The organism is Rhodobacter sp. NTK016B, from assembly GCF_017303295.1.
In the GTDB taxonomy this organism is placed as follows: Bacteria; Pseudomonadota; Alphaproteobacteria; order Rhodobacterales; family Rhodobacteraceae; genus Pararhodobacter.
Map to the genome: position 1 here is coordinate 35,365 of NZ_JAFKOK010000014.1, position 21,389 is coordinate 56,753.

Annotated in this window: 21 protein-coding genes and 1 pseudogene; 14 read left to right on the plus strand and 8 right to left on the minus strand. The window is 66.0% G+C overall.

Annotated features, from left to right (window positions below):
• Nucleotides 1-13: 13 nt before the first annotated feature.
• Together rplU and JI664_RS17775 are read right to left on the minus strand one after the other, a co-directional pair.
• Nucleotides 14-484, minus strand: a pseudogene (rplU, locus tag JI664_RS17770) (50S ribosomal protein L21); the annotation flags it as partial.
• Between the two features lie 244 nt (nucleotides 485-728).
• Nucleotides 729-1,859: a trypsin-like serine peptidase gene (locus JI664_RS17775; protein WP_207015114.1), complete on the minus strand. Its 1,131-nt coding sequence runs from the start codon at nucleotides 1,857-1,859 to the stop codon at nucleotides 729-731.
• 344 nt (nucleotides 1,860-2,203) lie between these two features.
• On the opposite strand from JI664_RS17775, the gene JI664_RS17780 reads away from it, so the two are divergent.
• The 9 genes from JI664_RS17780 (at nucleotide 2,204) to JI664_RS17820 (ending at nucleotide 11,409) form a co-directional block, all read left to right on the plus strand.
• Nucleotides 2,204-3,739, plus strand: coding sequence for a glycosyltransferase family 2 protein (locus JI664_RS17780; RefSeq protein WP_207015115.1), 1,536 nt, complete (start codon nucleotides 2,204-2,206; stop codon nucleotides 3,737-3,739).
• Between the two features lie 15 nt (nucleotides 3,740-3,754).
• Nucleotides 3,755-4,519, plus strand: coding sequence for a hypothetical protein (locus JI664_RS17785; protein WP_207015116.1), 765 nt, complete (start codon nucleotides 3,755-3,757; stop codon nucleotides 4,517-4,519).
• Nucleotides 4,516-5,316, plus strand: coding sequence for a sulfotransferase family protein (locus JI664_RS17790; RefSeq protein WP_207015117.1), 801 nt, complete (start codon nucleotides 4,516-4,518; stop codon nucleotides 5,314-5,316). Before JI664_RS17785 ends, JI664_RS17790 begins: the two co-directional genes overlap by 4 nt.
• Nucleotides 5,313-6,080: a sulfotransferase domain-containing protein gene (locus JI664_RS17795; protein ID WP_207015118.1), complete on the plus strand. Its 768-nt coding sequence runs from the start codon at nucleotides 5,313-5,315 to the stop codon at nucleotides 6,078-6,080. Before JI664_RS17790 ends, JI664_RS17795 begins: the two co-directional genes overlap by 4 nt.
• 2 nt (nucleotides 6,081-6,082) lie before the next feature.
• A complete protein-coding gene (locus JI664_RS17800; protein ID WP_207015119.1) occupies nucleotides 6,083-8,143 on the plus strand; it encodes a tetratricopeptide repeat protein in 2,061 nt (686 codons plus the stop codon).
• Nucleotides 8,144-8,185: 42 nt separating this feature from the next.
• A complete protein-coding gene (locus JI664_RS17805) occupies nucleotides 8,186-8,818 on the plus strand; it encodes a class I SAM-dependent DNA methyltransferase (RefSeq protein WP_207015120.1) in 633 nt (210 codons plus the stop codon).
• Nucleotides 8,815-9,708, plus strand: a complete 894-nt coding sequence (locus JI664_RS17810; RefSeq protein WP_207015121.1) for a PfkB family carbohydrate kinase — start codon at nucleotides 8,815-8,817, stop codon at nucleotides 9,706-9,708. The genes JI664_RS17805 and JI664_RS17810 overlap by 4 nt, the downstream gene beginning before the upstream one ends.
• Entirely contained in the window at nucleotides 9,705-10,610 is a 906-nt protein-coding gene (locus JI664_RS17815) for a pseudouridine-5'-phosphate glycosidase (protein ID WP_414707746.1), read from the plus strand. Before JI664_RS17810 ends, JI664_RS17815 begins: the two co-directional genes overlap by 4 nt.
• 118 nt (nucleotides 10,611-10,728) lie before the next feature.
• Nucleotides 10,729-11,409 (plus strand): DUF502 domain-containing protein, encoded by a 681-nt coding sequence (locus JI664_RS17820; RefSeq protein WP_207015122.1) that lies wholly within the window; start codon nucleotides 10,729-10,731, stop codon nucleotides 11,407-11,409.
• An 11-nt stretch (nucleotides 11,410-11,420) separates the two neighbouring features.
• Here JI664_RS17820 and JI664_RS17825 read toward each other — a convergent pair whose 3' ends face one another.
• Nucleotides 11,421-12,470: a patatin-like phospholipase family protein gene (locus JI664_RS17825; RefSeq protein WP_207015123.1), complete on the minus strand. Its 1,050-nt coding sequence runs from the start codon at nucleotides 12,468-12,470 to the stop codon at nucleotides 11,421-11,423.
• A 117-nt stretch (nucleotides 12,471-12,587) separates the two neighbouring features.
• The gene (locus tag JI664_RS17830; RefSeq protein WP_207015124.1) at nucleotides 12,588-13,370 is read right to left on the minus strand and encodes a 3-hydroxybutyrate dehydrogenase; all 783 of its coding nucleotides are present in this window, start codon (nucleotides 13,368-13,370) and stop codon (nucleotides 12,588-12,590) included.
• A gap of 294 nt (nucleotides 13,371-13,664) precedes the next feature.
• On the opposite strand from JI664_RS17830, the gene JI664_RS17835 reads away from it, so the two are divergent.
• Both JI664_RS17835 and JI664_RS17840 read left to right on the plus strand, forming a co-directional pair.
• Entirely contained in the window at nucleotides 13,665-15,500 is a 1,836-nt protein-coding gene (locus tag JI664_RS17835) for an extracellular solute-binding protein (RefSeq protein ID WP_414707747.1), read from the plus strand.
• The gene (locus tag JI664_RS17840) at nucleotides 15,497-15,628 is read left to right on the plus strand and encodes an entericidin EcnA/B family protein (protein WP_109532253.1); all 132 of its coding nucleotides are present in this window, start codon (nucleotides 15,497-15,499) and stop codon (nucleotides 15,626-15,628) included. The genes JI664_RS17835 and JI664_RS17840 overlap by 4 nt, the downstream gene beginning before the upstream one ends.
• A 41-nt stretch (nucleotides 15,629-15,669) precedes the next feature.
• Here the strand turns inward: JI664_RS17840 and JI664_RS17845 are convergent, their stop codons facing one another.
• Nucleotides 15,670-16,293 (minus strand): helix-turn-helix domain-containing protein, encoded by a 624-nt coding sequence (locus tag JI664_RS17845; RefSeq protein WP_207015125.1) that lies wholly within the window; start codon nucleotides 16,291-16,293, stop codon nucleotides 15,670-15,672.
• Nucleotides 16,294-16,312: 19 nt separating this feature from the next.
• A complete protein-coding gene (locus tag JI664_RS24065; RefSeq protein WP_286174159.1) occupies nucleotides 16,313-16,438 on the minus strand; it encodes a hypothetical protein in 126 nt (41 codons plus the stop codon).
• On the opposite strand from JI664_RS24065, the gene JI664_RS17850 reads away from it, so the two are divergent.
• The 3 genes from JI664_RS17850 to JI664_RS17860 are packed head-to-tail and all read left to right on the plus strand — an operon-like array spanning nucleotide 16,433 to nucleotide 19,787.
• A complete protein-coding gene (locus JI664_RS17850) occupies nucleotides 16,433-17,950 on the plus strand; it encodes a class I adenylate-forming enzyme family protein (protein ID WP_207015126.1) in 1,518 nt (505 codons plus the stop codon). The genes JI664_RS24065 and JI664_RS17850 overlap by 6 nt on opposite strands.
• A complete protein-coding gene (locus tag JI664_RS17855; RefSeq protein WP_207015127.1) occupies nucleotides 17,947-18,585 on the plus strand; it encodes a DsbA family oxidoreductase in 639 nt (212 codons plus the stop codon). The genes JI664_RS17850 and JI664_RS17855 overlap by 4 nt, the downstream gene beginning before the upstream one ends.
• Nucleotides 18,582-19,787, plus strand: a complete 1,206-nt coding sequence (locus JI664_RS17860; protein ID WP_349768740.1) for a multidrug effflux MFS transporter — start codon at nucleotides 18,582-18,584, stop codon at nucleotides 19,785-19,787. Before JI664_RS17855 ends, JI664_RS17860 begins: the two co-directional genes overlap by 4 nt.
• A gap of 7 nt (nucleotides 19,788-19,794) precedes the next feature.
• Here JI664_RS17860 and JI664_RS17865 read toward each other — a convergent pair whose 3' ends face one another.
• Nucleotides 19,795-20,937 (minus strand): NUDIX domain-containing protein, encoded by a 1,143-nt coding sequence (locus tag JI664_RS17865; RefSeq protein WP_207015128.1) that lies wholly within the window; start codon nucleotides 20,935-20,937, stop codon nucleotides 19,795-19,797.
• Nucleotides 20,927-21,385, minus strand: a complete 459-nt coding sequence (locus JI664_RS17870) for a TrgA family protein (protein WP_207015129.1) — start codon at nucleotides 21,383-21,385, stop codon at nucleotides 20,927-20,929. The genes JI664_RS17865 and JI664_RS17870 overlap by 11 nt, the downstream gene beginning before the upstream one ends.
• Nucleotides 21,386-21,389 lie beyond the last annotated feature (4 nt).

Sequence of the window (21,389 nt, forward strand, 5' to 3'; positions counted from 1 at the left end):
TCTTGCGCGGCGCACGTTTCGGTTTTTCCGCACCGTCTTCGGCAGCGGCCTTGGCCGAGGCCTTCGGAGCGGCGGCCTTCTTGGCGGCCGGCTTCTTCGCAGCCGGGGCTTCCGAGGTCTCGACCTTGGTGCCCGAGCCGATCGCGGCCTTCACGCCCGACTTGTCCGCACCTTCGGCGAGGATGTCGGTGACGCGCAGCAGGGTGAGCTGCTGACGGTGGCCTTTGGTGCGCTGCGAGCTGTGCTTGCGGCGACGCTTGACGTAGTGAATGACCTTCTCGCCTTTGATCTGGTCGATCACTTCCGCCTGCACACCGGCACCGGCGACGAGCGGGGCACCAACGACCAGCGAGTCACCGCCGACCATCAGAACCTCGTTGAACTGGACTTTCTCACCGGCTTCCGCCGCGAGACGTTCGACGCGCAGAACGTCGCCCGCCTGGACGCGGTACTGTTTGCCGCCGGTCTTGAGGACTGCGAACATGTCCTTGTTTCCTTCGATTTCCGCGTTCTGTGGCCCCGGTTGCCCGGCATTCATGGTGTTTCAGGATCCGGCATCTGGATGCCGGCACCGCCTCGAACAGCGCCCCTTTCGGGTATGATAAAGATACGTGCCCCGCACCAACCGGGGGGTCGATGCGGGGCACGGGCCGCTCATAGCCCCGAATGGGGCGGAAAGTCAAGCGATCAGGCCCTCCCCGGCGCGAAAAACGCCGGGGAGGAAAGCGTCAGATATTCGTGCAGGACCAGGCGCCGTAATAGGTGCGCGACTGTGCGCAGGCGCGGTTGAACATCCAGCGGAACCAGTTGGTGTTGTTGTAGCCGCTGAGCGGCGAGGCACCGCTGATCCGGATCGACCGGTTGGTATACCCCCACGAGCTGACCGCGAAGACGATGTTGCGGTTCGCGTAATAGGTCGAGATCCAGGGGTTCTCCTGCATGTAGCCGACATTGGCGATGTGCGGGCCGCCCGACGTGCCGCTCGAATGGCTGCTGCCATAGACATAGTCGACGCCGTTCAGGCTGGGCTGCGGGGGCAGCGGCATGCCGGTGACCGAGAGGTGCGCGCTCGAGGTCATGACGTCGCCGTCATAGAGGTTGCTCGGATAGCCGAACTGCGTCAGGTGGAAATAGCTGCGCGCGCAGTTCAAGTAGCAAAAGCCCAGATAGCCCAGACGTCCGCCCGGCAGGTAGCCGTTGTAGTTGCGGGCATAGCGCGCGTCGCGCAGGCGACCGCAGACAGCCAAGGCCACGTCGTAGCCGCCATTCAGGTCGCCTTCGTAGTACCAGCCATTGGTGGTATACATAATGCGGATGTCGCACACGCCATAGAGATGCGAGTTGCCATTCGCGGCGTTGTAGCCGGGTACGAAGAAGCCCTGCAGGTTCCAGCCCGACTGATCACCGCGCCCACCGTCATAGACGCAGTGGCCGGCGGTGACGATGATCGCGCGGTGGATGAGCGAGGCCGAGCACGAATACCAGCTGCTGTCCGACGCTTGGAAATAGTATTTACCAATCGAGCGATAGGGCCACTGGAAATATTGCGGCGGCACCAGCGCATCGCTGTAATGGTAGATCGTGTTGCCATTATCGATGCCGGCATCGTCGGTCGACATCCCGCCCGAGGCGGCGACGGCTGCGTCGGCCTCGGCCTGAAGCTCGCGCAGCGCGCTTTCGTCGACCATCATGCGGGTCGGAACGCCGGCGAAGCCCTGGCTGATCATCGGCTCGGCCGGGGCCGCATCGGCGGCGGCGCTGCGCATGGTCCGACCGGTTGGCGACGCGCGATCGGCAGAGAAGACCTGATCAGCGGGCTGGGCGGTGGCGATGATGTCGGCGATCTGAACATCGCTCATGCGCGATATCGACGTCCCCATTTCAGGAGAGGCCACAATCCCCTGTGCCAGGGCAGGTGCGGATGACAGCAGCATCCCAAGGGCCGCGGCCATGCTGATCGCACTTAACCGGCCAGGAAATCTGGTCTGGATAGTCATGGAGGAACTCCGATTTTGAAAATTACCCAAAGGGTTGGTTGCCATTAGATTGGCTGAAATAGCCGTGATGAACGCTTTCACATTAGATTGATTCTTGCGTTCCATCAATCATCACGTGTTCACAAATTTCGGGATGGACCCTGTATTGACCCTTGTTCTAGTCTGCCCGCAATCGGCAGGATGCGTCATCCGGGGCGGCGGAATACATGGTTTTATCGGTGGATCGGGTGGGCGTGGTCGTCCGGACAAAGGACCGTCCGGGCTTTGTTACGCGTGCGCTCGCCAGCATCGCCGCGCAAAGCTACACCGGCTGGACAGTCTGCCTGATCAATGACGGCGGCGATCCGGCGGCGCTCGACGCCGCTCTTGTGGACATCGTGAGCCCGCCTGCTTTTCCGTCCGGCTCGCTGATCCGGCTGGATCTGGAACGCTCGGTCGGGCGATCCGAGGCTTTCAACCGGGGCGTGCAGGCGCTGGAGACAGAATTCGTCTGCTGCCTTGACGATGACGACACCTGGGACCCGACCTTTCTGGAAGAACTCGTCGGCTTCTTCGACCGTACGCGGCCACTTGCCGCCGATCTGGGCGGCGTGGCGTCGCTGGTCACCGCCATTCGCGAGGATCTGGTGGTCGAAAACGGGGTCGAATCGATCCGGATTCTGGGTGAAGAAGGCCTGCCCAACCCGTTTGGGCGCAAGGATTTCTTCCTCGACCCGGTGGCCTATACGACCTATCGCCACGATCTCTATCCAGTGCAATGGATGCTGCGCCGCGACGCGGTGATCGAGGCCGGGGGTTTTCCCGATGCCTTTAACGTCATGGAGGACCGCGCCTTCCTGACCGTGTTCCTGCAGACATGGCGCTTGGCGATCCTCGACAAGAAACTCGCCTTTCACCACCGCCGCGTGCGCCGTAAGGACGATACCGCGCGCAGCGTCGTGCTCAATACGCTCGACAACCCGTCCTATGACTGGCGCCTGTTCTCGGATCTGGCCAAGATTGGGCTGAACACGCCGCGAGACAGCACCGCTGATGCACCTGCCGCCAGCGCGGCGCTGGTGCGCGCCGCCGCCGCATCGGTCGTGCGCGAGCTCAACGACGAAACCAGTGCGCTGTGGCACAAGCTCGACGGCACGCGCTCGGGGATCGAAGGGCGGATTTCCCGGCTCGAAGCCGCACTGACCGGCAGCGCGACCGACCATGTCATCGATGTGCCCGCCGAAGACCGGCTGTGGTCGCTCTGGCCCAGCGTCGGGGCCGAGCCTATCGGCTACGTGCTGGGCGCGGGCACGCCGTTTCTGGACCGCTGCGTCCTGTCGATGGCCGAGACCCCGCCGGGGCTTTTGCTGCATGCCGATCCGGGCCAGCAACGGGCGATCCTGCAGATCCCCGACACTCGCGAGTGGGCCGCGCTGGAACTGTCGCTCGACGGCTGGCTGGGGGCCAGGGCAGATCCGGCGCTCAAAGGGGTCCGCGTCGATCTGATCGTGTCGGATATGCGCGGCTACCTGTTCGAGACCGCGCTGTCGGTCGATAGCCGCGACCGACTGGGCCGCCGCGCGCATGGCTTCGCCGAGGGCCATGTCCATAACTGTCCGGCGGGCGGTGCTGCGCATGTCACGCGGCGCTTCCCTGCTGCGTGCGTCGGGTCCGGCAGCAGCGCCAAGCTGTCCATCGCCCTGCCCCGTCAGGCACGCAATTTCCGTCTGGCGATCCATGACCTCGTGGTCAGCCGGATCTGATAGGACCCACGCACTATGTTCGAAGACGACCCGACCGAAGTGGCGGCGCGCGGCGAAACCGGCATCGACCTGTTCACCCGGATCACCGACCCCAACCAAAAACGCGCGCGTTTCCGCTGCATCGCCACGCTGCGGGCGGACGGCACCTTCGAACCGCTCGACGCCGCCGCCAAGCGCAAGGAACGGGCGCTGACCGCGCTGGCGCAGCAGATGGACGCATCGGTCTTCGCGAAGCCGCTCTCGTTCACCGATCCGCAGGGCTGGCCGCGTGCGGCGACCGGGGGCGATCCGCTCAGGCTGTTTTTGTATCTCGAGTTCTTCCGCGCGTGGCAGGTCGCCGATCTGGCCGCCACGCGGTTCGAGGCCCGGCTCGCGAGGGATCCGGCCAGCCTGCCGCCCGAACCCGGCACGCTGGCCAGCGCCATCGCGCCGGTGCTCGATTTTAACCGCGTCACGCTGGGCCTGTCGCTGGCGCGGCTCAGCCAGCCGGTGCTGGCCAAGCGCGTGACCGCGCCCGGTTTTCGGGATGACAGCCACGGAGGGACCGGCTACGCCTTGCGGATGCTTGGAGATCTTTGCCTTCGCGGTGGCGACGCCGCGCTTGCCCTCTCGTGTTTCGAAACCGCCGTCGATGCGGGCGACAACCCGTTCCGCCGCCGCAAGGCGATCGAAGCCGCGCGGCTTGTTGGCGACCGCGAAGCGATCAGCCGCCACCGCACGGGGTACAAGTTGCGCTGGCAACTACCCGCCGACCTGACCGAGGCAGGGGATCCCTCATGACTCGCGAAAACGTCGCCGACATCCTGTGCATCGGCGCTCAGCGTGCGATGACGACATGGCTGCATCAATGCCTGTCGGCTCATCCCGGCACATGGGCCTTCCCGAATTTCCAGCCCGTCACCGCGCATACCAAGGAAGCGCATTACTGGGACTGGAACCATCACCGTGGCCCGGATTGGTACCGCGTGACGATGCGCCCCCTTGATGAGCGTCTCAAGAGCCTCGATTTCACGCCCGAATACGCCTTTCTGAACGAGGCGCAGCTGACCGAGTGCCAGCGCCTCAATCCCGGCGCGCGGGTGATCTATATCCTGCGCGATCCGCTGGCACGGGCGGTGTCGGGCGTGCGGATGCACACGGTGTGGGCCAGCAAGCACGCCGCCGCCGAGGACGTGCGCCTCGAGTATGACACGCATTTCCTGACCCGCTGCAAGAATGCCCGCCTGTGGGAGCATGGCGCTTATGCCCGGAATCTCGCACGGTGGCGGCGGTACTATCCCGATATGCTGGTCCTGAATTACGAGGATCTGCGCGCCGATCCGCTGGCCGGGCTACGCCGCGTGCTTGATCATTGCGGGCTGGCCTGGGACGCGCTGTCGCAAGCCACGCGCGAGACGTTGACCGACCGCGCCGGGCGCCGCGTGTGGTCCACGCCCGCCTATACGTTGTCGCCTGATTGCCTGAACTTCCTGCACGGCGCGATGTGGCCGCTGCGCGATGCCCTGAAGCAAGAGACTGGCATCACCTTCACCGAGGGTGGCGCTCTTCTTGAGGCCCGGCAGGAGCGCCCGGCATGACGCGCGAGAACGTGACTGACATCCTGTGCATCGGCTGCCAGAAAGGCTCGACCAGCTGGCTGCATTCGGTGGTCAGTACCCATCCCCGCACTCATATTTTTCCGGACAGTCGACCCGTGACCTCGACCAACAAGGAAGCGCATTTCTGGGACTGGAACCACAAGCGCGGGGTCGAGTGGTATCGCACGCTGATGACGCCCAAAGATCCGGCCAAGCTGTCGATGGACTTCACGCCCGAATACGCGTTTCTGACGCCCGATCAGATCGCCGAATGCAAGGCGCTCAGTCCCGGCGCCAAGGTGTTCTACATCCTGCGCGACCCGCTGGCGCGGGCGGTGTCAGCGATCCGGATGCACATGCTGTGGCGCTTCGGCAAGGATCACGATCGGCCGCTGCGGCTGGACGATACGCTGTTTTCCTTCGTGCGCGACGCGCGGCTGGGTCTGCATGGGAATTTCACCGCCAATCTCGCGCGCTGGCGCGCGGCCTATCCCGACCTGATCTTGCTGAATTACGAGGATTTCCATACCGACCGCGACGGCAGCGTGCAGCGGATCTTCGAGCATCTGGGGCTCGATATTACTGAGGCCAATCAGGAACGGCTGAGCAAGCTGATGGGATCGCGCGTCTGGGCGTCCGAGCAATTCCCCATCGAGCGCGATGCGCTGATGTTCCTGCAAGGCCTGACCTATCGGTTCCGCATGGCCTGCGAGGCCGAGCTGGACATGCGCTTTGCCGAGGGCGAGCGCCTGTTGAGCGCGTAGCTATGAAGACGCTGGCGCAAGACCTGTGGACGGCGCCGCTGCCCGACCCGGACGCACCGGGGCGCGATCTGTCGGAACGGTTGAACGGGCTGTCCTACGACGACGCACTGGCCGAGGCGGTGACGCTGGTCCGCATGGCGCTTCCGCTTGACCTGCGCGCGCTTCAGGCCCGCTGGCCCGGCTCGATCGACCTTGCACGGCTGTCGGTCGAGGCCGAGAACGACGCCGAGCCGCTGGCGCGGGCGGTCGAACGGGCGAACCGGAGGCGCGCGGCTTTGGGCTGGGCGTATTGGTCGCTCGACGATCCCGACCGCGCGCTGGCGGCTTTGGCTCGGCTCGACCCCGCATCGCCCAGCGTCAGCGGCGATATGGCCGCGCGCGCCGAAATCCACATCCTGCTCGACCTGCCCGCCGATATCCCCCCGGGCCCGCAGGCCGCGCGCCTGTCGCTTCTGCAAAGCTGGCGGCGCGAGGGCGCGTCGGCGCTGGCACGGCGCGTGGGGCTCGAGGCCCCGGCCCTGCCCGCTGCGCCCGGGCTCTGGTCGTGGCTGATCGACACGTTCGTGGCCGAGCGCGATTTCGACAGCGCGGGCGCGGCCTATGCCCAGTTGGCGGCACGTCACCCCGACCATCCCGCAACCCGTTCGCAGCGGATCCGGCTGGCGCTGGAACAGGGCCGCACGGCTGAGGCCCGCCATCTGCTTGACGCGCAGGGCGAGACCGATGCGCCGTGGCGCTGGTCCGCGCAGCGCCATGTCCAGCACATGCGCTGTCTGCTCGACACGCTCTCGGCCGGGCCGCAGCCGGATTACGCGCCGGTTCTGGACCACGCGACACGGGCCTTGCGCCTTTTTGCCCGGAACCGGGTGTTGCAGGGCCTTCACCTGCAAGCGCGGGAACTGGCGGATGACTGGGGTCAGCTGTCCAAGGACCTCGCTACCCATCCTGATCCCCGGATGGCCGCGCGCAGCCTGTTGCGGCTGGGCCTGCCCGAAGCCGCGCTCGCGCGCCTGCCCCTTGCCGATCCCGCGCTGCCCGATGACGCTTTGCGTACAAGGCTGCGCCGGGCCGAGGCTCTCCTCAGGGCGGGGCGGCCTGACGCGGCGGCGCAAGCGCTGGGCCCTGCCCCTGTCGCCGCCCCGATGGCGGCCGAGCACGGCTATTGGCTGGCCGAGATCGCCGCCGCGACGCGCGACCTGACCCTTGCGCGCGATACGCTGAGCCGCGCGCTTGACACCAGCCCCACGCGGATGGGTCTGCGGCTCAGCGCGGCGCGGGTGGCGTTCCTGTCGGGCGATGCCGAAGGGGCAAAAGCGCAGCTCGACGCTTTCCGCAGCTTGAAGACCGCCGAACTGGGCGCGGATCCGGGCGACGATCTGCGCGACCGGATCGTTGCCGATGCGCTCAGCGCAACGCCCGGTCCGGCACAGGCGGCGCTGGGCTTCGCGCGCGCCATTCCCGGCTTTACTCCGCTTTCGCATAGCCCGATCCCGCCCCGCGTCGCGCATTACTGGGAAGGCCCGCGATCCTCGGCGGTCGAGCGCAGCCTGGCCGCTTGGGGCGCGCTCTATCCGCAGCGGCTGTTCGATGCCAAAAGCGCGCGTGACTGGCTGGCTACGAACACCGCGCTCGCCCCCCTTTTCGACCGCCTGCCCGACCCCGCCACCCGCGCCGACCTGTTCCGCTTGGCACTGCTGACGACCGAAGGCGGGATCTTCGTCGATCTCGATGAATATCCGCGCGCCGATATCGCGGACTGGCTGGATCACGCGCGGCTGGTGATGGTGATCGAGGAAGGCCATGCGACCATTGCCAACAACTTCCTTGCCGCCGAGCCGGGCCTGCCCTTTTTCGCCACCCTCCGCGACCGGGTCGCCGCATCGCTGCACGCTACCGACACCCCCTATCCGTGGTGGCATTCCGGCCCCGCGCAGATCACGCAGGACGCGGCAAAAATCGCCGGGGCGCCGGGGATACGGTTTCTCACCCAGCCCGATTACGAGACGCGCATTGCCACCAACCTGCCCTTCCCCCACAAGCGCAGCGCCGCGCATTGGCGGTGATCGAGGCTGGACTCTGTGCCCAGTGCGTGGCCCAATCGGATCATGCAAAAACCTGACCTTTCCGGCGCCTACGCGCTCGACGGACCCGATGCCTGCCTGCGGCTCTATGCCGACTGGGCCGATACCTATGATCAGGATTTCGCGCAGGAGATGGATTACCGCCTGCCTGCCGAAGTTGCCGCTGCCTTCTTGCGCTCAGGCCCGCGAGACGGGCCCGTGCTGGACGTGGGCGCGGGAACGGGACTTCTGACGGCGGCCTTGCGGGGTTTTGGCTTCACCGGCGTGGTCGATGCGCTGGACCTGTCGGAAGAGATGCTCGCGCGGGCGGGTAAAAAGGGCCTCTACCACGACCTGATCGCCGCCGACGTGACCAAGCCGCTGCCCCGGTCGAATTACGCGGGCCTCGTCTGTTCGGGCACCTTCACGCATGGTCATGTGGGGACCGAGGCCCTCGCCCCGCTCCTTGCCGCTGCCCGGCCCGGGGCGCTTTTCGCCCTGTCCATCAACGACGCGGTCTGGCGCGACAAGGGGTTCGGCCCGGCCTTTGCGGCGCTCGACGGCCAGATCACCGGGCTTGACCGTGCCGAAGTAGCGATCTACGGGCAGGCGGCGCAGGGCAAGGATCCCGCGCATGCCACCGACAAGGCCCAGATCGTGACGTTCCGCAAGGCATGACCCCACCCGACATTCTCTGCATCGGCTCCGTCCTTTGGGACATCATCGGCCGGACCGACGGCGCGTTGCGCGCGCGCGGCGACGTCGCCGGACGGATCACCCGCATCCCCGGCGGCGTGGCGATGAACATTGCCATGACGCTGGCGCGTTTCGGGCTGAAACCCGCCGTGCTGACCGCTATCGGCGCCGATCCCGAGGGTGACGATCTGATCGCCGCGACCGATGCGCTGGGTGTCTCGACCGCCTATGTCTTGCGCACCGATCTGCCCACCGACCGCTACATGGCGATCGAGGATCAATCGGGCCTGATCGCCGCCATCGCCGACGCACATTCGCTCGAAGCGGCAGGCGAGGCGATCCTGACGCCGCTGAGCGATGGCCGGCTTGGCCGCGCGCAAGAGCCTTGGCGCGGCCCCATCGCTCTGGATGGCAACCTGACCGCCGAACTTCTGGAACAGATCGCTGCGTCGCCGCTCTTTGCCGAGGCCGATCTGCGCATCGCGCCCGCGTCGCCCGGCAAGGCCGAACGCCTGATCCCGGTCATGCGCCACGCCCGCGCCACGCTTTACGTCAACCGGCAGGAAGCCGGGCTGATTACCGGCCGCGACGCCGACAGCGCGCTCGACGCGGCTCAGGCGCTGGTCGAGGCGGGCGCGGCCCGCGCGCTCGTCACAGACGGCGCCCAACCCGCCGCCGATTGCGCCCGTGGCCTGCCGCCGCTCAGCCGTCCCGCCCGCGCCGTGCAGGCCCGCCGCGTCACCGGCGCCGGCGACACGTTCATGGCCGCGCATCTTTTCGCCGAAACCCGCGGTGCCGACCGCCTGCAGGCGCTGACCCGCGCTCAGGACGCAGCCGCCGCCTATGTCGCCTTCGAGGATTTTCACCCGTGACCCTGCCCCTCTCCTACTCGCCCGAAGTCGCCGATGCCCGCGCCAGGGGCCTGCCCCTCGTCGCGCTCGAATCGACGATCATCACCCATGGCATGCCGTTTCCGCAAAACATCGAAACCGCGCGCGCGGTCGAAGCCGAGATCCGCGCCCATGGCGCCGTGCCCGCCACGATCGCCATTCTGGATGGCACGATCCATGTCGGCCTGACCGACGCGCAGCTCGATCAGCTCGGTCAGGCAAAGGACGTGATGAAGCTTTCGCGCGCCGATCTGGCCGTGTGCCTCGCGCAGGGCAAGACCGGGGCCACGACGGTCGCCGCGACGATGATCTGCGCTCATCTCGCCGGGATTGCTGTCTTTGCCACCGGCGGCATCGGCGGCGTGCATCGCGGCGCCGAGGAAAGCTTCGATATCTCCGCCGACCTGCAGGAATTGTCGAAAACCCCCGTCACCGTCGTGGCCGCCGGGGCGAAGGCGATCCTCGATCTGCCGAAGACGCTCGAAGTGCTTGAAACGCTGGGCGTGCCGGTGATTGCGGTCGGTCAGGACGAGCTGCCCGCCTTCTGGTCGCGCGCCTCGGGCCTGAAAGCGCCCCTGCGGATGGACGACCCCGCCACCATCGCTTCGGCCCACCGGCTGCGGGGCGCTCTGGGTCTTGCGGGCGGTCAGCTTGTCACCAACCCGATCCCGGTCGAGGCCGAAATCCCCCGCGCTGAAATCATGCCGGTGGTGGAAGAGGCACTCAAGGCCGCTGCGGTCGAAGGCATCACTGCGAAAGAGGTCACGCCCTTCCTGCTCTCGCGCCTGTTCGAGGCGACCGAGGGCCGCTCGCTGACCGCCAATATCGCGCTGGTGCTCAACAATGCCCGCCTCGCGGCAAAAATTGCCTGCGAATTGGTCTGACATTAAGGCTGCGCCCGCGCCCTGAAAGCCTGACATTCAGGGCGCGGGCGCGGACCCTTGCGATGCGCCCTGCGGGCCCCTATCTCTGGGCTCGTCCTCCTTCCCAAGGCCCCTCGTCATGTCGCCCAATCCCCGTCCGCCTCGTCGCGGAATTTTCGCCTGGTTGCGAACCTCGTTCCTGACCGGGCTGGTCGTCGTGGCGCCAGCGGCGCTGACGATCTGGCTGATTACGGGATTCGTCGAATTCGTCGACAGCCGCGTCGTGCCGCTGATCCCTTTGCGCTATCTGCCCGAGCAGCTCGCGACACTGGAAATCCCCGGCATCGGCGTCGTCATCGCGTTGCTCTTCGTGCTGATCGTGGGCTGGGTCGCCAAGGGCTTCATCGGCCGGTCGCTGATCTCGTGGGCCGAGGATATCGTCGCGCGGATGCCGGTGATCCGTTCGATCTACAACGCGATCAAGCAGATTGCCGAGACGATCTTCTCGCAGTCCAACAATTCCTTCTCGCGCGCGTGCCTCGTCGAATATCCCCGCCCCGGCCTCTGGGCGGTGGCCTTCGTGTCGACCGAAACGCGCGGCGAGGTGGCGACGAAAATCGGCGGCGAGGGGCTGATCTCGGTCTTCCTGCCGACCACGCCCAACCCGACATCGGGCTTTCTGCTTTTCGTGCCCGAAGCCGATGTGCGCATGCTCGATATGAGCGTCGAGGATGCCGCCAAGCTGATCATCTCGGCAGGCCTCGTGGCGCCCGATCCTGACCGCCCGGGTCAGGTCACCAACCGGCGCCGCCGGGCCTGAGGGCGGCCCCCTTACCGGAACATCGCCTGCAGATCGACCGTCGTGCGCGTTCCCAGATCATCGCGATGGGCGCGCAGGAACCGGTCAGCGGCGGTGCGTCCGGCGTCGAACAGTTTCTCCAGCAGCGCTGCGTTCGGCGCCATCTTGGTGCGCGCCGACAATCCCCGCATCGTGTCGTCGTCCGAGATGATATGCACCAGCACATCCTTCATCACGCCATGCTCGATCGCGCCCCGCGCCAGAAGCCGCTTGACGAAAGCGATCGCGCGGAGATCCGACAGCAACGCCGCGTTGAAGCTTATCTCGTTGATCCGGTTAAGAATATCCTGTGACGTCTCGGGCACGACGGGCCGATAGAGCGGGTTCAGCGACACGATGATGATGTCGTCGGGCAGACCCTTGTCGTAGAGGGGGAACAGCGCGGGATTGGCGGAGTAGCCGCCATCCCAATAGCTTTCGCCATCGATTTCGACCGCGCGGAAGAAGGTCGGCAGACAGGCCGAGGCCAGAATCGCCTGATGCGTCACCTCCGCGCCCCCGAAGACCCGCACCTTGCCGGTATGGGTGTTGGTCGCGGCCACAAACAGCGCGGGTCCCCCCTCGGCGCAGACATTGTCGATATCCAGCGCCCGCACCGCGGGTTCCAGCGGATTGCCCAGAAACGGCGCCCAGTCATAGGGGCTGAAGACCTGCGCGGCCAGATCCACAGGCGTGAAGGGCATCAGCGCCTCGCTCATGCTGATCGCCACGTCGAGCGGATAGAAAAACGCCCGCGTCCATTCCGACTGCGCGAAACCGGGCACCAGATCCGACGCCCCCCGTCCGACAGTGTCCCATAGCGCCGCCAGCGTCTCGCGCGCGCCCTCGCGACCGCCCGCCGCATAGCCCGCCTTGAAGGCTGCGCCGTTCAGCGCCCCCGCCGATGTTCCCGAGATCGCCGCGATCTCGAGCCACTCCTCGTCCAGAAGCCGGTCCAGCACCCCCCAGGTCAGCGCACCATGCGCGCCGCCCCCCTGCAGGGCCAGGTTGATCCGCTTCGTCTCGCGCGCCGTGGCGGCCATGAGGGCTCCTATCTTTAATCCGAAAATATCCCGGGGGGCGGGCCGCAGGCCCGGCGGGGGGCAGCGCCCCCCGAGGCGGCCAAGAGGGGCTCGATGCCCCTCTTGGCCGCCGCCCCTTTACATGGCCGTCCAGCCGCCATCGACGCTGATCGTCGTGCCGGTGATCTGCTTGGCGGCGTCGGTGCACAGAAACAGCGCGGTGCCGCCGATCTCTTCGGTGGTGGCGAATTCCTTCGAGGGCTGGCGGTCCAGCATGACCTCTCGGATCACCGTGTCGCGGTCCATGTCGTGGGTCTTCATCTGGTCGGGGATCTGCGCTTCGACCAGCGGGGTCAGCACATAGCCCGGGCAGATCGCGTTGGCCGTCACGCCCTTGCCCGCCGCTTCCAGCGCGGTCACCTTGGTAAAGCCCACCACGCCGTGCTTGGCGGCGACATAGGCCCCCTTGAAAGGCGAGGCGCGCAGCCCGTGGGCCGAGGCCACGTTGATGATCCGGCCCCAGCCCTTGTCATACATGCCCGGCAGCGCGGCGGCGGTAGTATGGAAGGCCGAGGACATGTTGATCGCGATGATCGCGTTCCATTTCTCTACCGGAAAATCCTCGATCTTCGCGACGTGCTGGATGCCGGCATTGTTGACCAGGATATCGCAGCCGCCCGCTTTCTCGATCAATGCGCGACATTCGTCCGGCTTCGACATATCGGCCTTGATATAGGTGACCGAAACGCCGTATTGCGCTGCAAGATCGGCCGCCTGTTTATGGTCGTCTTCGGTGTCGGTGAACGAGTTCAGCACCACGTCGGCCCCGGCAGCGGCGAGCGCCACGGCGACCCCGTGGCCGATGCCCGAGGTCGATCCGGTCACGATGGCCCGGCGTCCGCTCAGTGTTTTTTCGGTCATGGTACCCTCCTGGTAATCCGGCAGCGACAAATGCTGCACCTGCAACATAAAGCGTCGCGGCGTGATTACCAGAAAACCGTGAGGCCAAAAAAAAACGCCCGCACAAGGCGGGCGTCAGTCGTTGAGGCAGGTTTCATACAGGCAAGAAACCTATCGAGCAGTGAGATACTTATAGCGCTTTGTTCAGATCGTTCCAAGTGTAAAGTTTACAGGCATCTAGCCGGCGCTTTACCCCGACAGGGCGCCCGTGCGAGGGTCGCGTGCGTGCCCTGCGACGAAAGGAATACCCCGATCATGCCCCTGTTCAGGCCCCTGAAAAGCCCGTTTTTCGCGATTGCGGCACTTATCGCGACGCTTGGCGGCTTGTCCGGTGCCGGGGCGCAGGACGGCCCTCAACATGGCATCGCTATGTATGGCGAGCCTGCTCTGCCACAAGATTTCGTATCCCTGCCCTATGCGAATCCCGATGCGCCGCGCGGCGGCCGATTCGTTTTCGCCGAAGTGGGCAGCTTCGATTCCCTCAATCCGTTCATTTTGCGCGGCTCGGCCCCTTGGGGAGTCAACCTGTTGACGGTTCAAAGCCTTCTGGGCCGCTCTTACGACGAGCCGTTTACCCTGTACGCGGTTCTGGCCGAGTCCGTGGAAACTGATTCGGCGCGTTCCTTCGTCGAGTTCACGCTGCGCGAGGACGCGCGGTTCTCTGATGGCAGCCCGGTCACGCTCGAAGATGTGATCTGGTCATTCGAGACGATGGGCGCCGAGGGTCATCCCCGCTACCGCAACGCCTGGACAAAGATTGAGTCGATGGAGCGGGTTGGCGCGCGGAGTTTGCGCTTCACCTTCACCGAGCCCGACCGCGAATTGCCGCTGATTCTGGGTCTGCGTCCCATCGTGCAGCGCGCTCAATTCGACGTGAGTTCCGGCGGTCGGCCTTTCGCCGAAAGCTCGCTCGACCCCGTCATCGGCTCTGGGCCCTACGTGGTCAGCGGTGTCGATCCCGGGCGTTCGATCACCTTCAGCCGCGTCGAAGACTGGTGGGCCGACGATCTGCCCTTCTATGCCGGTCAGCACAACGCGCAGGAAATCCGCTACGAATATTACAGCGACCTCGCCGTCGCGTTCGAGGGCTTCAAGGCCGGGCTCATCTCGGTCTGGCGCGAACCCAATGCCGCGCGCTGGGAAGACAGCTACGATTTCCCGGCGATGAATGACGGGCGGATGCGGCAGGTCGAGATCCCGCATCAGCGCCCCTCGGGGATGTCGGGGCTCTGGCTCAACACCCGTCGCGCGCCGTTCGATGACTGGCGCGTACGCGAGGCGCTGCTGCTGGCCTTCGATTTCGACCGTATCAACACGCTGGTCACCGGCGGCGCCGAGCCGCGCATCGCGTCCTATTTCGGCAATTCGGTGCTGGGCATGCGCCCCGGTCCGGCCGAGGGCCGCGTGGCCGACTTGCTGGCACCCTTTGCCGATGACCTGCCCCCCGGTGCGCTGTCGGGCGAGGTATTGCCCGAAACCGAAGGGCGCAGCGCCCGGCGCAATCGCCGCACCGCGCTGCGCCTGCTGGCCGAGGCCGGATGGGAGCCCGATGCGCAGGGCCAGATCCGCAATGCCGAGGGTACGCCGCTCTCATTCGAGATCCTGCTTTTGCAGGGCCAGTCCGAAATCCAGTCCAGCGTCAGCGCCTATGTCGAGGATCTGCGCCGACTGGGCATCGCCGCGCGGATGAACGTCATCGACTCAGCGCAATACGTTCAGCGCACGAATGCCTATGATTTCGACATGACCCATTCTCTGCGGCTGATGTCGCTGTCGCCGGGAAACGAGCAGTATCTCTACTGGGGCGCCGAGGGCGTCGAGCAGCCGGGCACGCGCAACCTTGCCGGTGTGCATGACCCGGCGGTCGAGGCGATGATCGCGTCGATGCTGACGGCGGACTCGGACGAGGATTTCACCGCCGCCGTCCGCGCGCTCGACCGGGTGCTGATGGCCGGACGCTACGCGATCCCGCTCTGGTTCTCGCCCGTCAGCCGGATGGCAATCGACGCAAACTTGCACTTCCCCGAGACTTTGCCGATATACGGGGACTGGACCGGCTTTCTGCCCGAAACTTGGTGGTATCAGGAATGAAACGCGCTTTCGGACCCGCCCTTTTGCTTGCCCTCGCCCTGTCCGCGCTTGGCGCGTGCAACACGATCGAAGGCGTGGGACAGGACATTTCGGGCGGCGCGAATGTGGTGCGCGGCTGGTTCTACTGACCCGGCCCGTCTGCCCCGCCGCGTTGCCCTGCCCGGCAGCCTTATTCCAGCGACGTGACCCACAGGATGGTCGCATCCTCGGGGCTGAGGCTGATCACGTTATGGCCCATTGAGGCATCGTAATACGCGCTGTCGCCGCGCTTCATGTCGATGGGTGCGTAGAATTCGGTGAACAGCCGGATCTGCCCGGTCAACACATACAGGAATTCCTCGCCGTCATGGCGCACCCAGCCGTCGAACTCGTCAAAGCTGCGGGCATGAATGGTGGCGCGGTACGGCAGCATCGCCTTGCGCGTCAGCGCGCCCGCCAGAAGCTCGTGTTCATAGGTCGTGGTGACATGCGCCTCGCCCTCGCCCGCGCGGGTGGTGGTCATCCGACCGCCCGGCGCGGTGTTGCGCGGGGGCGTGAAAAGCTGCGGTACGGTGATGCCCAGCCCCTCGGCCAGTTTCTTCAGCCCGTCATAGGTGGGCGACATCTGCCCGTTCTCGATCTTCGACAGGGTCGAGCGCGCCAGCCCCGCCGCCTGTGCCGCCTGCTCGAGCGTCCAGCCGCGATCCTTGCGCAAGGTGCGCACGCGGTCGGCCAGATCGATGGGCGTGGCCAAGGCCTCTTCACCATCGGAACGGGCAATGCGGATAATGCTGGGATTGGACAGGTCGCTCATCGGGTCTTCGCTGCGAGGGTCAGGGCAGGACGCTCTTTTGCGCCATCGCGTCGGGCTTGTCGAGGCTTTGCACCGTCGCAGCCGGGTGCTGAGCCAATCCGCTCTTGCCCTTGAGGCCCTTGCGGATTAGCTCAAATTCATGCACGCGTTAATCGAATCCGCGCCTTTTCCGCCCTGCCCCGCGCCGTTCAACTTGGCCGCCTATGTGCTCGCGCAGGGCCTGACGACGCCCGATAAGATCGCGCTGCAGATCCTGCGCCTGACCGGGGCCGAGCGCTGGTCTTACCGCGCGCTGGAAGAGGCCGTGCGCGGCATCGGTACCGGGTTGCTGCAAGCGGGCCTGACGCCCGGCGACCGCGTGCTTCTGCGGCTGGGCAACGATGTGGATTTCCCGCTGGCTTTTTTGGGCGCCTGCGCCGTGGGGTTGGTGCCGATCCCGACCTCGTCGCAGCTGACCGGGGCCGAGATTACCGCAATGTCGAAACAGGTCAGCCCCGCCGCGATCATCGCCGCCCCCGATATCGCGCTGCCCGACAGCGACAGTCCGGTCATCACCACCGAGACCTTGCATGGCTTTCGCGCGCTTGCACCTTGCGAGTGGCAGATGGGCGACCCGGACAGGCTGGCTTACCTCATCTTCACCTCGGGCACCTCTGGCAAGCCGCGCGCGGTGATGCATGCCCATCGCGCGGTCTGGGCGCGGCGGATGATGTGGGACGGTTGGTACGGGCTCGGGCCCGACGACCGGCTTTTGCACGCGGGCGCGTTCAACTGGACCTATACGCTGGGCACCGGGCTGATGGACCCTTGGGCCATAGGCGCCACCGCGCTGATCCCGGCCGCGGGCGTAGGCGTGGCGCAATTGCCGCTGCTGCTCAAGCGGTTCGACACGACGATCTTCGCCGCAGCGCCCGGCGTCTATCGGCAGATTCTGCGCCAGCCCATGGCGCCGATGCCGCGCCTGCGTCACGGGCTGTCGGCGGGCGAGAAACTGCCCGATGAAACCCGCGCGCTCTGGGAGCAGGCGACGGGCACCCCGGTCTATGAGGCGCTCGGCATGTCCGAAGTCTCGACCTATGTCTCGGCCTCACCCGCGCGCCCGGCGACGGGCGGCGGCTCGGGCTATCCGCAACCCGGCCGCAGCGTCGCGGTGCTGAGCGATGACGGCCAGCCTGTCGCGCGCGGCGAGCCGGGCGTGATGGCGGTGGCGCGCGGTGATCCGGGCCTGTTTCTGGGCTATTGGGACCAGCCCGAGGAAACCGCCGCCAAGTTCCGCGGCCCGTGGTTTGTCACCGGCGACACGGTGCGCATGGACGACGACGGCGCCATCCATTATCTGGGCCGCGACGATGACATGATGAACGCGGGCGGTTACCGCGTTTCGCCGCTCGAGGTCGAAAGCGCCATGAACACCCATCCTGCCGTGCACGAATCCGCCGCGATCGAGGCCCGGATCAACGCGACCACCAGCATCGTCGCGCTCTATTACGTGCCCGAAGGCGATGCGCCGGAAGACGCCATCCTTGAAGACCATGCGCGCCGGACCCTTGCCCGCTACAAGCAACCGCGCCAGTTCATCGCCATCGATGCCCTGCCCAAGGGCGCCAACAACAAGATCAACCGCCGCGCGTTGCGGCAGGGATATGTGACCGCATGAGCACCAAACTCGATATCTTCTCCGACCCCGTCTGCCCGTGGTGCTATATCGGCAAGGCCCGGCTCGACCGCGCGATGGAGCAGCGCCCCGATCATCCGCTGGTGATCGAATGGCACCCCTACATGCTGAACCCGACCATGCCGCCCGAAGGCATGGACCGGCGCGAATACCTGCAGGCCAAGTTCGGTCCGCCCGACGAGGTCGTGCGGGTCCACGTCCCGATTGTCGAAGCCTGCGAGGAACTGGGCCTGCCTTTCGAGCTGGAAAAGATGCATTATCAGCCCTCGACGCTGAACGCGCACCGGCTGATCCACTGGGCGGGGCTTGAGGGCCGTCAGAGCGCCGTGGTCAACGGCCTCTTTCGCGCGAATTTCGCCGAGGGGCGCGATATCGGCGACCGTGACACGCTGCTCGACATCGCCGAAAAAGCCGGGCTCGACCGCGATATGACCGCGCGGCTTCTCGACAGCGAGGCCGACGTGAGCGAGATCCGCGCCCGCGACGCCGAGATCCGCGAACGCGGGCTGCGCGGCGTCCCCGGCTTCATTCTGGGGCGCCAATACGTCATCAACGGCGCGCAACCAGTCGAAACGTGGCTCGATATCATCGACCAGCTTGCGGCGGCTTCTGCGTGACCGGGCCCTCGAAACCGCTGTCTTTCGTGGAATTCATCGCGCTTCTGGCGCTGTTGATGGCCACCGTCGCCTATTCTGTCGACGCGATGCTGCCGCTTATCGGCATCATCGGGGACGAATTGTCACCGCAATCACCCGAAAGCGCGCAGCTTGTGATCACCGTGTTCATGGTGGGCCTTGGGCTGGGCACCTTCATCATGGGGCCGCTCTCGGATGCGTTCGGGCGCAAGACGGTCATTCTGGGCGGCACCGCGCTTTACATGATCGCCGCCGGGATCGCCGCCGTGTCGGGCGACCTGACGACACTGCTGATCACCCGCTTTCTGCACGGCTTCGGCGCCGCCGCGCCGCGCATCGTCGCGCAGGCCATGGTGCGCGACCTGTATTCGGGCCGGATGATGGCGCGGGTGATTTCCTTCGGCATGACCGTGTTCACGCTGTTTCCGGCCATCGCCCCCTTCATGGGCGCCGAGCTCGCCGCTTTGTTCCATTGGCGCGCGATTTTCTGGAGCTTCGTGGGCTTCGGTTTCGTGACGATCCTGTGGCTGGGCCTGCGTCAGCCCGAAACGCTGGCGCCCGAAAACCGCCGCAAGCTGGCCGTCGTGCCGCTTTGGGAGGCGCTGAAAACCGTGCTGGCCCATCCGCGCGTGCGGCTTTATCTGATGGCGCTGACTTTCAACTTCTCGACCATGCTGACATGGCTGAGCTCGGTCGCGCGGATCTTCGACGAAAGCTTCGGTCGGCTCGAACAATTCCCCGTCTGGTTCGCGATGGTTGCGCTGTTCTCGGCCCCCGCCAGCCTGATCAATGCCCGCGTGGTGGTCAAGCTGGGGATGCGGCGGATGGTCGGCACCGCGCTGAGCGTGCAGATCGTTGTCATCACCGCGACGCTTCTGGTCTTCGCGCTGGACCTGCCCTTTGCGGGCTTCCCGTTCTTCATGATCTTCATGTTCACCCAGTTCTTCGCGATCGGCTTCCTCGTGGGGAACCTGAACGCGCTGGCGCTGGAACCGATGGGCCATGTTGCCGGGATGGCGGCGTCGGTCATCGGTGGGGTCTCGACGGTGCTGTCGGCGTTGATCGCAACCGGGATCGCGACGCTGGGAGACGGCACACCCGTGCCGCTGGCTGCCGGGGTGCTGTTTTGCATCCTGTGCGCGTCGGGCTTCATGCTCTGGGCGCGCCGCTTCAGCGACGATTGAGACGCACCTAGCCCGATGGCTGGCGCAACCGCTCGCGGTTCAGCGCCAGCCAGTAGGCACTGGTGATCAGCGGGCCGTTCGTGACCTCGCCCGACTGGATCAGGTCCATCAGTTTTTCGAACGGCAGCACATGCGATCGGATATCCTCGGCCTCGGCTTCAAGGCCGTGTATGCCCGCCGCATCGTCGGGCAACGCCGCAATTCCGATGTAATTATACAGAAATTCCGTCACCGCGCCGGGGCTAGGATAATAACGCCCGGCGGAATGCAGCGTTGCCACGTCCAATGCCGCTTCTTCGTGCGCCTCGCGCCGCGCCGCCGTCTCGGGCGCTTCGCCCGCGTCGATGCGACCGGCGATTGCCTCGATAGACCACGGGTTGCGGTCGCCGCGCGCAAACGGACCGGCGCGGAATTGCTCGACCACCATCACGCGGTCGCGCACCGGATCATAGGGAAGCACGGTCACGGCATCCGACATCAGGAAGGCCGCGCGCAGCACCGTCTCGCTCATCCCGCCGCCGAAGCGCCGGTGCCGCAAGCGATCCTCGATCACCGCAAAGAAGCGAGCATAGGGTTCCTCGCGGGCCAGAAGCGCGACATCCTCGGGCATCGCGTCATGGCGCAGCGTCGCGGGAGCATTTTCGTCCGCGGCGCGCAGGCGGCTGGCCACGTAGCCCGCCAGCAGCGGGTAGCGTTCCGCGACGATGGCGGGCGGAAGCCGGTCGACAAGCAGCATCAGCGCATGAGCGACCTCGGTCCGCAGCCGCCCCTCAGACGCGACCCAATCCGACAGCGACCAAGGCGCGTCGGGTGTGAACAGCCCGGCACGGGGGCGGTAAATCAGGGCCTCGACGCTTCGGCCCGCGACCTGAACCGAAACCGGTTCGGGCCGGTAATCCCAAAGCTGCTCATAGGCATCAAGCCGCGCCATGGCGGGCTCATCCGGGCGCACTAGCACACCCTCGGCCGATGCGCCGGTCTCGGGCGCACAAAGCGGAAAGCGGCGCTCGGATCCCCCGGCATCGACGGCCCATGTCACGGCGTGATCGGCCAGTGTCGCGGGTTCTGTCGCCAAGGTGGAGCCGGCGACCGCGTCGAGCAACGGTGCGTAGCGCAGGGTTCCGAATAGAAAGAGCGGCTTAACGCTCATTGCGGCGCCTCTCCATCATCCGCCAGATGACGTGCAGCACAATCCCGATCACCAGCGCGCCGACGCCCAGAAAGATCAGGTATTCCTGCACCAGCGCCTTTTTCAGCCAGCCCATGATGATGTCGATATACCCCGTCAGGGCCTCGGTAACCTCGCCATAGCGGCGGCGGAACCCAAGGATGAAAACCTCGCGCACGCCCATCACCATAGCGGTGACAAGCGCCGAAAGCACGATCCCCTGCGCGACGATATAGACTGAGTACCAAAGCGCCCGTCCGATCCGCCCGCCGACGAAAAGCCAGCCGATCAGAGCGCTGATCCCTGCCGTCCAGACGGCAAAGGCCCCCATCCGCGCAAGCGGGTCGTAAAGCGGCTCGTACCCTTTGGCGGCGAAATAGCCGAAGACCCCAAGGAGGATCGCGGCAATCGGCCGGATCAACGTGAACATGGCG

Excerpts from the sequence above, each read along its gene's own strand:
- JI664_RS17780 (WP_207015115.1), top strand. The coding sequence starts at position 2,204 with ATGGTTTTATCGGTGGATCGGGTGGGCGTGGTCGTCCGGACAAAGGAC.
- JI664_RS17820 (WP_207015122.1), top strand. The coding sequence starts at position 10,729 with ATGTCGCCCAATCCCCGTCCGCCTCGTCGCGGAATTTTCGCCTGGTTG.
- JI664_RS17805 (WP_207015120.1), top strand. The coding sequence starts at position 8,186 with ATGCAAAAACCTGACCTTTCCGGCGCCTACGCGCTCGACGGACCCGAT.
- JI664_RS17810 (WP_207015121.1), top strand. The coding sequence starts at position 8,815 with ATGACCCCACCCGACATTCTCTGCATCGGCTCCGTCCTTTGGGACATC.
- JI664_RS17835 (WP_414707747.1), top strand. The coding sequence starts at position 13,665 with ATGCCCCTGTTCAGGCCCCTGAAAAGCCCGTTTTTCGCGATTGCGGCA.
- JI664_RS17830 (WP_207015124.1), bottom strand. The coding sequence starts at position 13,370 with ATGACCGAAAAAACACTGAGCGGACGCCGGGCCATCGTGACCGGATCG.
- JI664_RS17775 (WP_207015114.1), bottom strand. The coding sequence starts at position 1,859 with ATGAGCGATGTTCAGATCGCCGACATCATCGCCACCGCCCAGCCCGCT.
- JI664_RS17870 (WP_207015129.1), bottom strand. The coding sequence starts at position 21,385 with ATGTTCACGTTGATCCGGCCGATTGCCGCGATCCTCCTTGGGGTCTTC.
- JI664_RS17850 (WP_207015126.1), top strand. The coding sequence starts at position 16,433 with ATGCACGCGTTAATCGAATCCGCGCCTTTTCCGCCCTGCCCCGCGCCG.
- JI664_RS17795 (WP_207015118.1), top strand. The coding sequence starts at position 5,313 with ATGACGCGCGAGAACGTGACTGACATCCTGTGCATCGGCTGCCAGAAA.
- JI664_RS17855 (WP_207015127.1), top strand. The coding sequence starts at position 17,947 with ATGAGCACCAAACTCGATATCTTCTCCGACCCCGTCTGCCCGTGGTGC.
- JI664_RS17865 (WP_207015128.1), bottom strand. The coding sequence starts at position 20,937 with ATGAGCGTTAAGCCGCTCTTTCTATTCGGAACCCTGCGCTACGCACCG.
- JI664_RS17790 (WP_207015117.1), top strand. The coding sequence starts at position 4,516 with ATGACTCGCGAAAACGTCGCCGACATCCTGTGCATCGGCGCTCAGCGT.
- JI664_RS17800 (WP_207015119.1), top strand. The coding sequence starts at position 6,083 with ATGAAGACGCTGGCGCAAGACCTGTGGACGGCGCCGCTGCCCGACCCG.
- JI664_RS17840 (WP_109532253.1), top strand. The coding sequence starts at position 15,497 with ATGAAACGCGCTTTCGGACCCGCCCTTTTGCTTGCCCTCGCCCTGTCC.
- JI664_RS17825 (WP_207015123.1), bottom strand. The coding sequence starts at position 12,470 with ATGGCCGCCACGGCGCGCGAGACGAAGCGGATCAACCTGGCCCTGCAG.
- JI664_RS17845 (WP_207015125.1), bottom strand. The coding sequence starts at position 16,293 with ATGAGCGACCTGTCCAATCCCAGCATTATCCGCATTGCCCGTTCCGAT.
- JI664_RS17785 (WP_207015116.1), top strand. The coding sequence starts at position 3,755 with ATGTTCGAAGACGACCCGACCGAAGTGGCGGCGCGCGGCGAAACCGGC.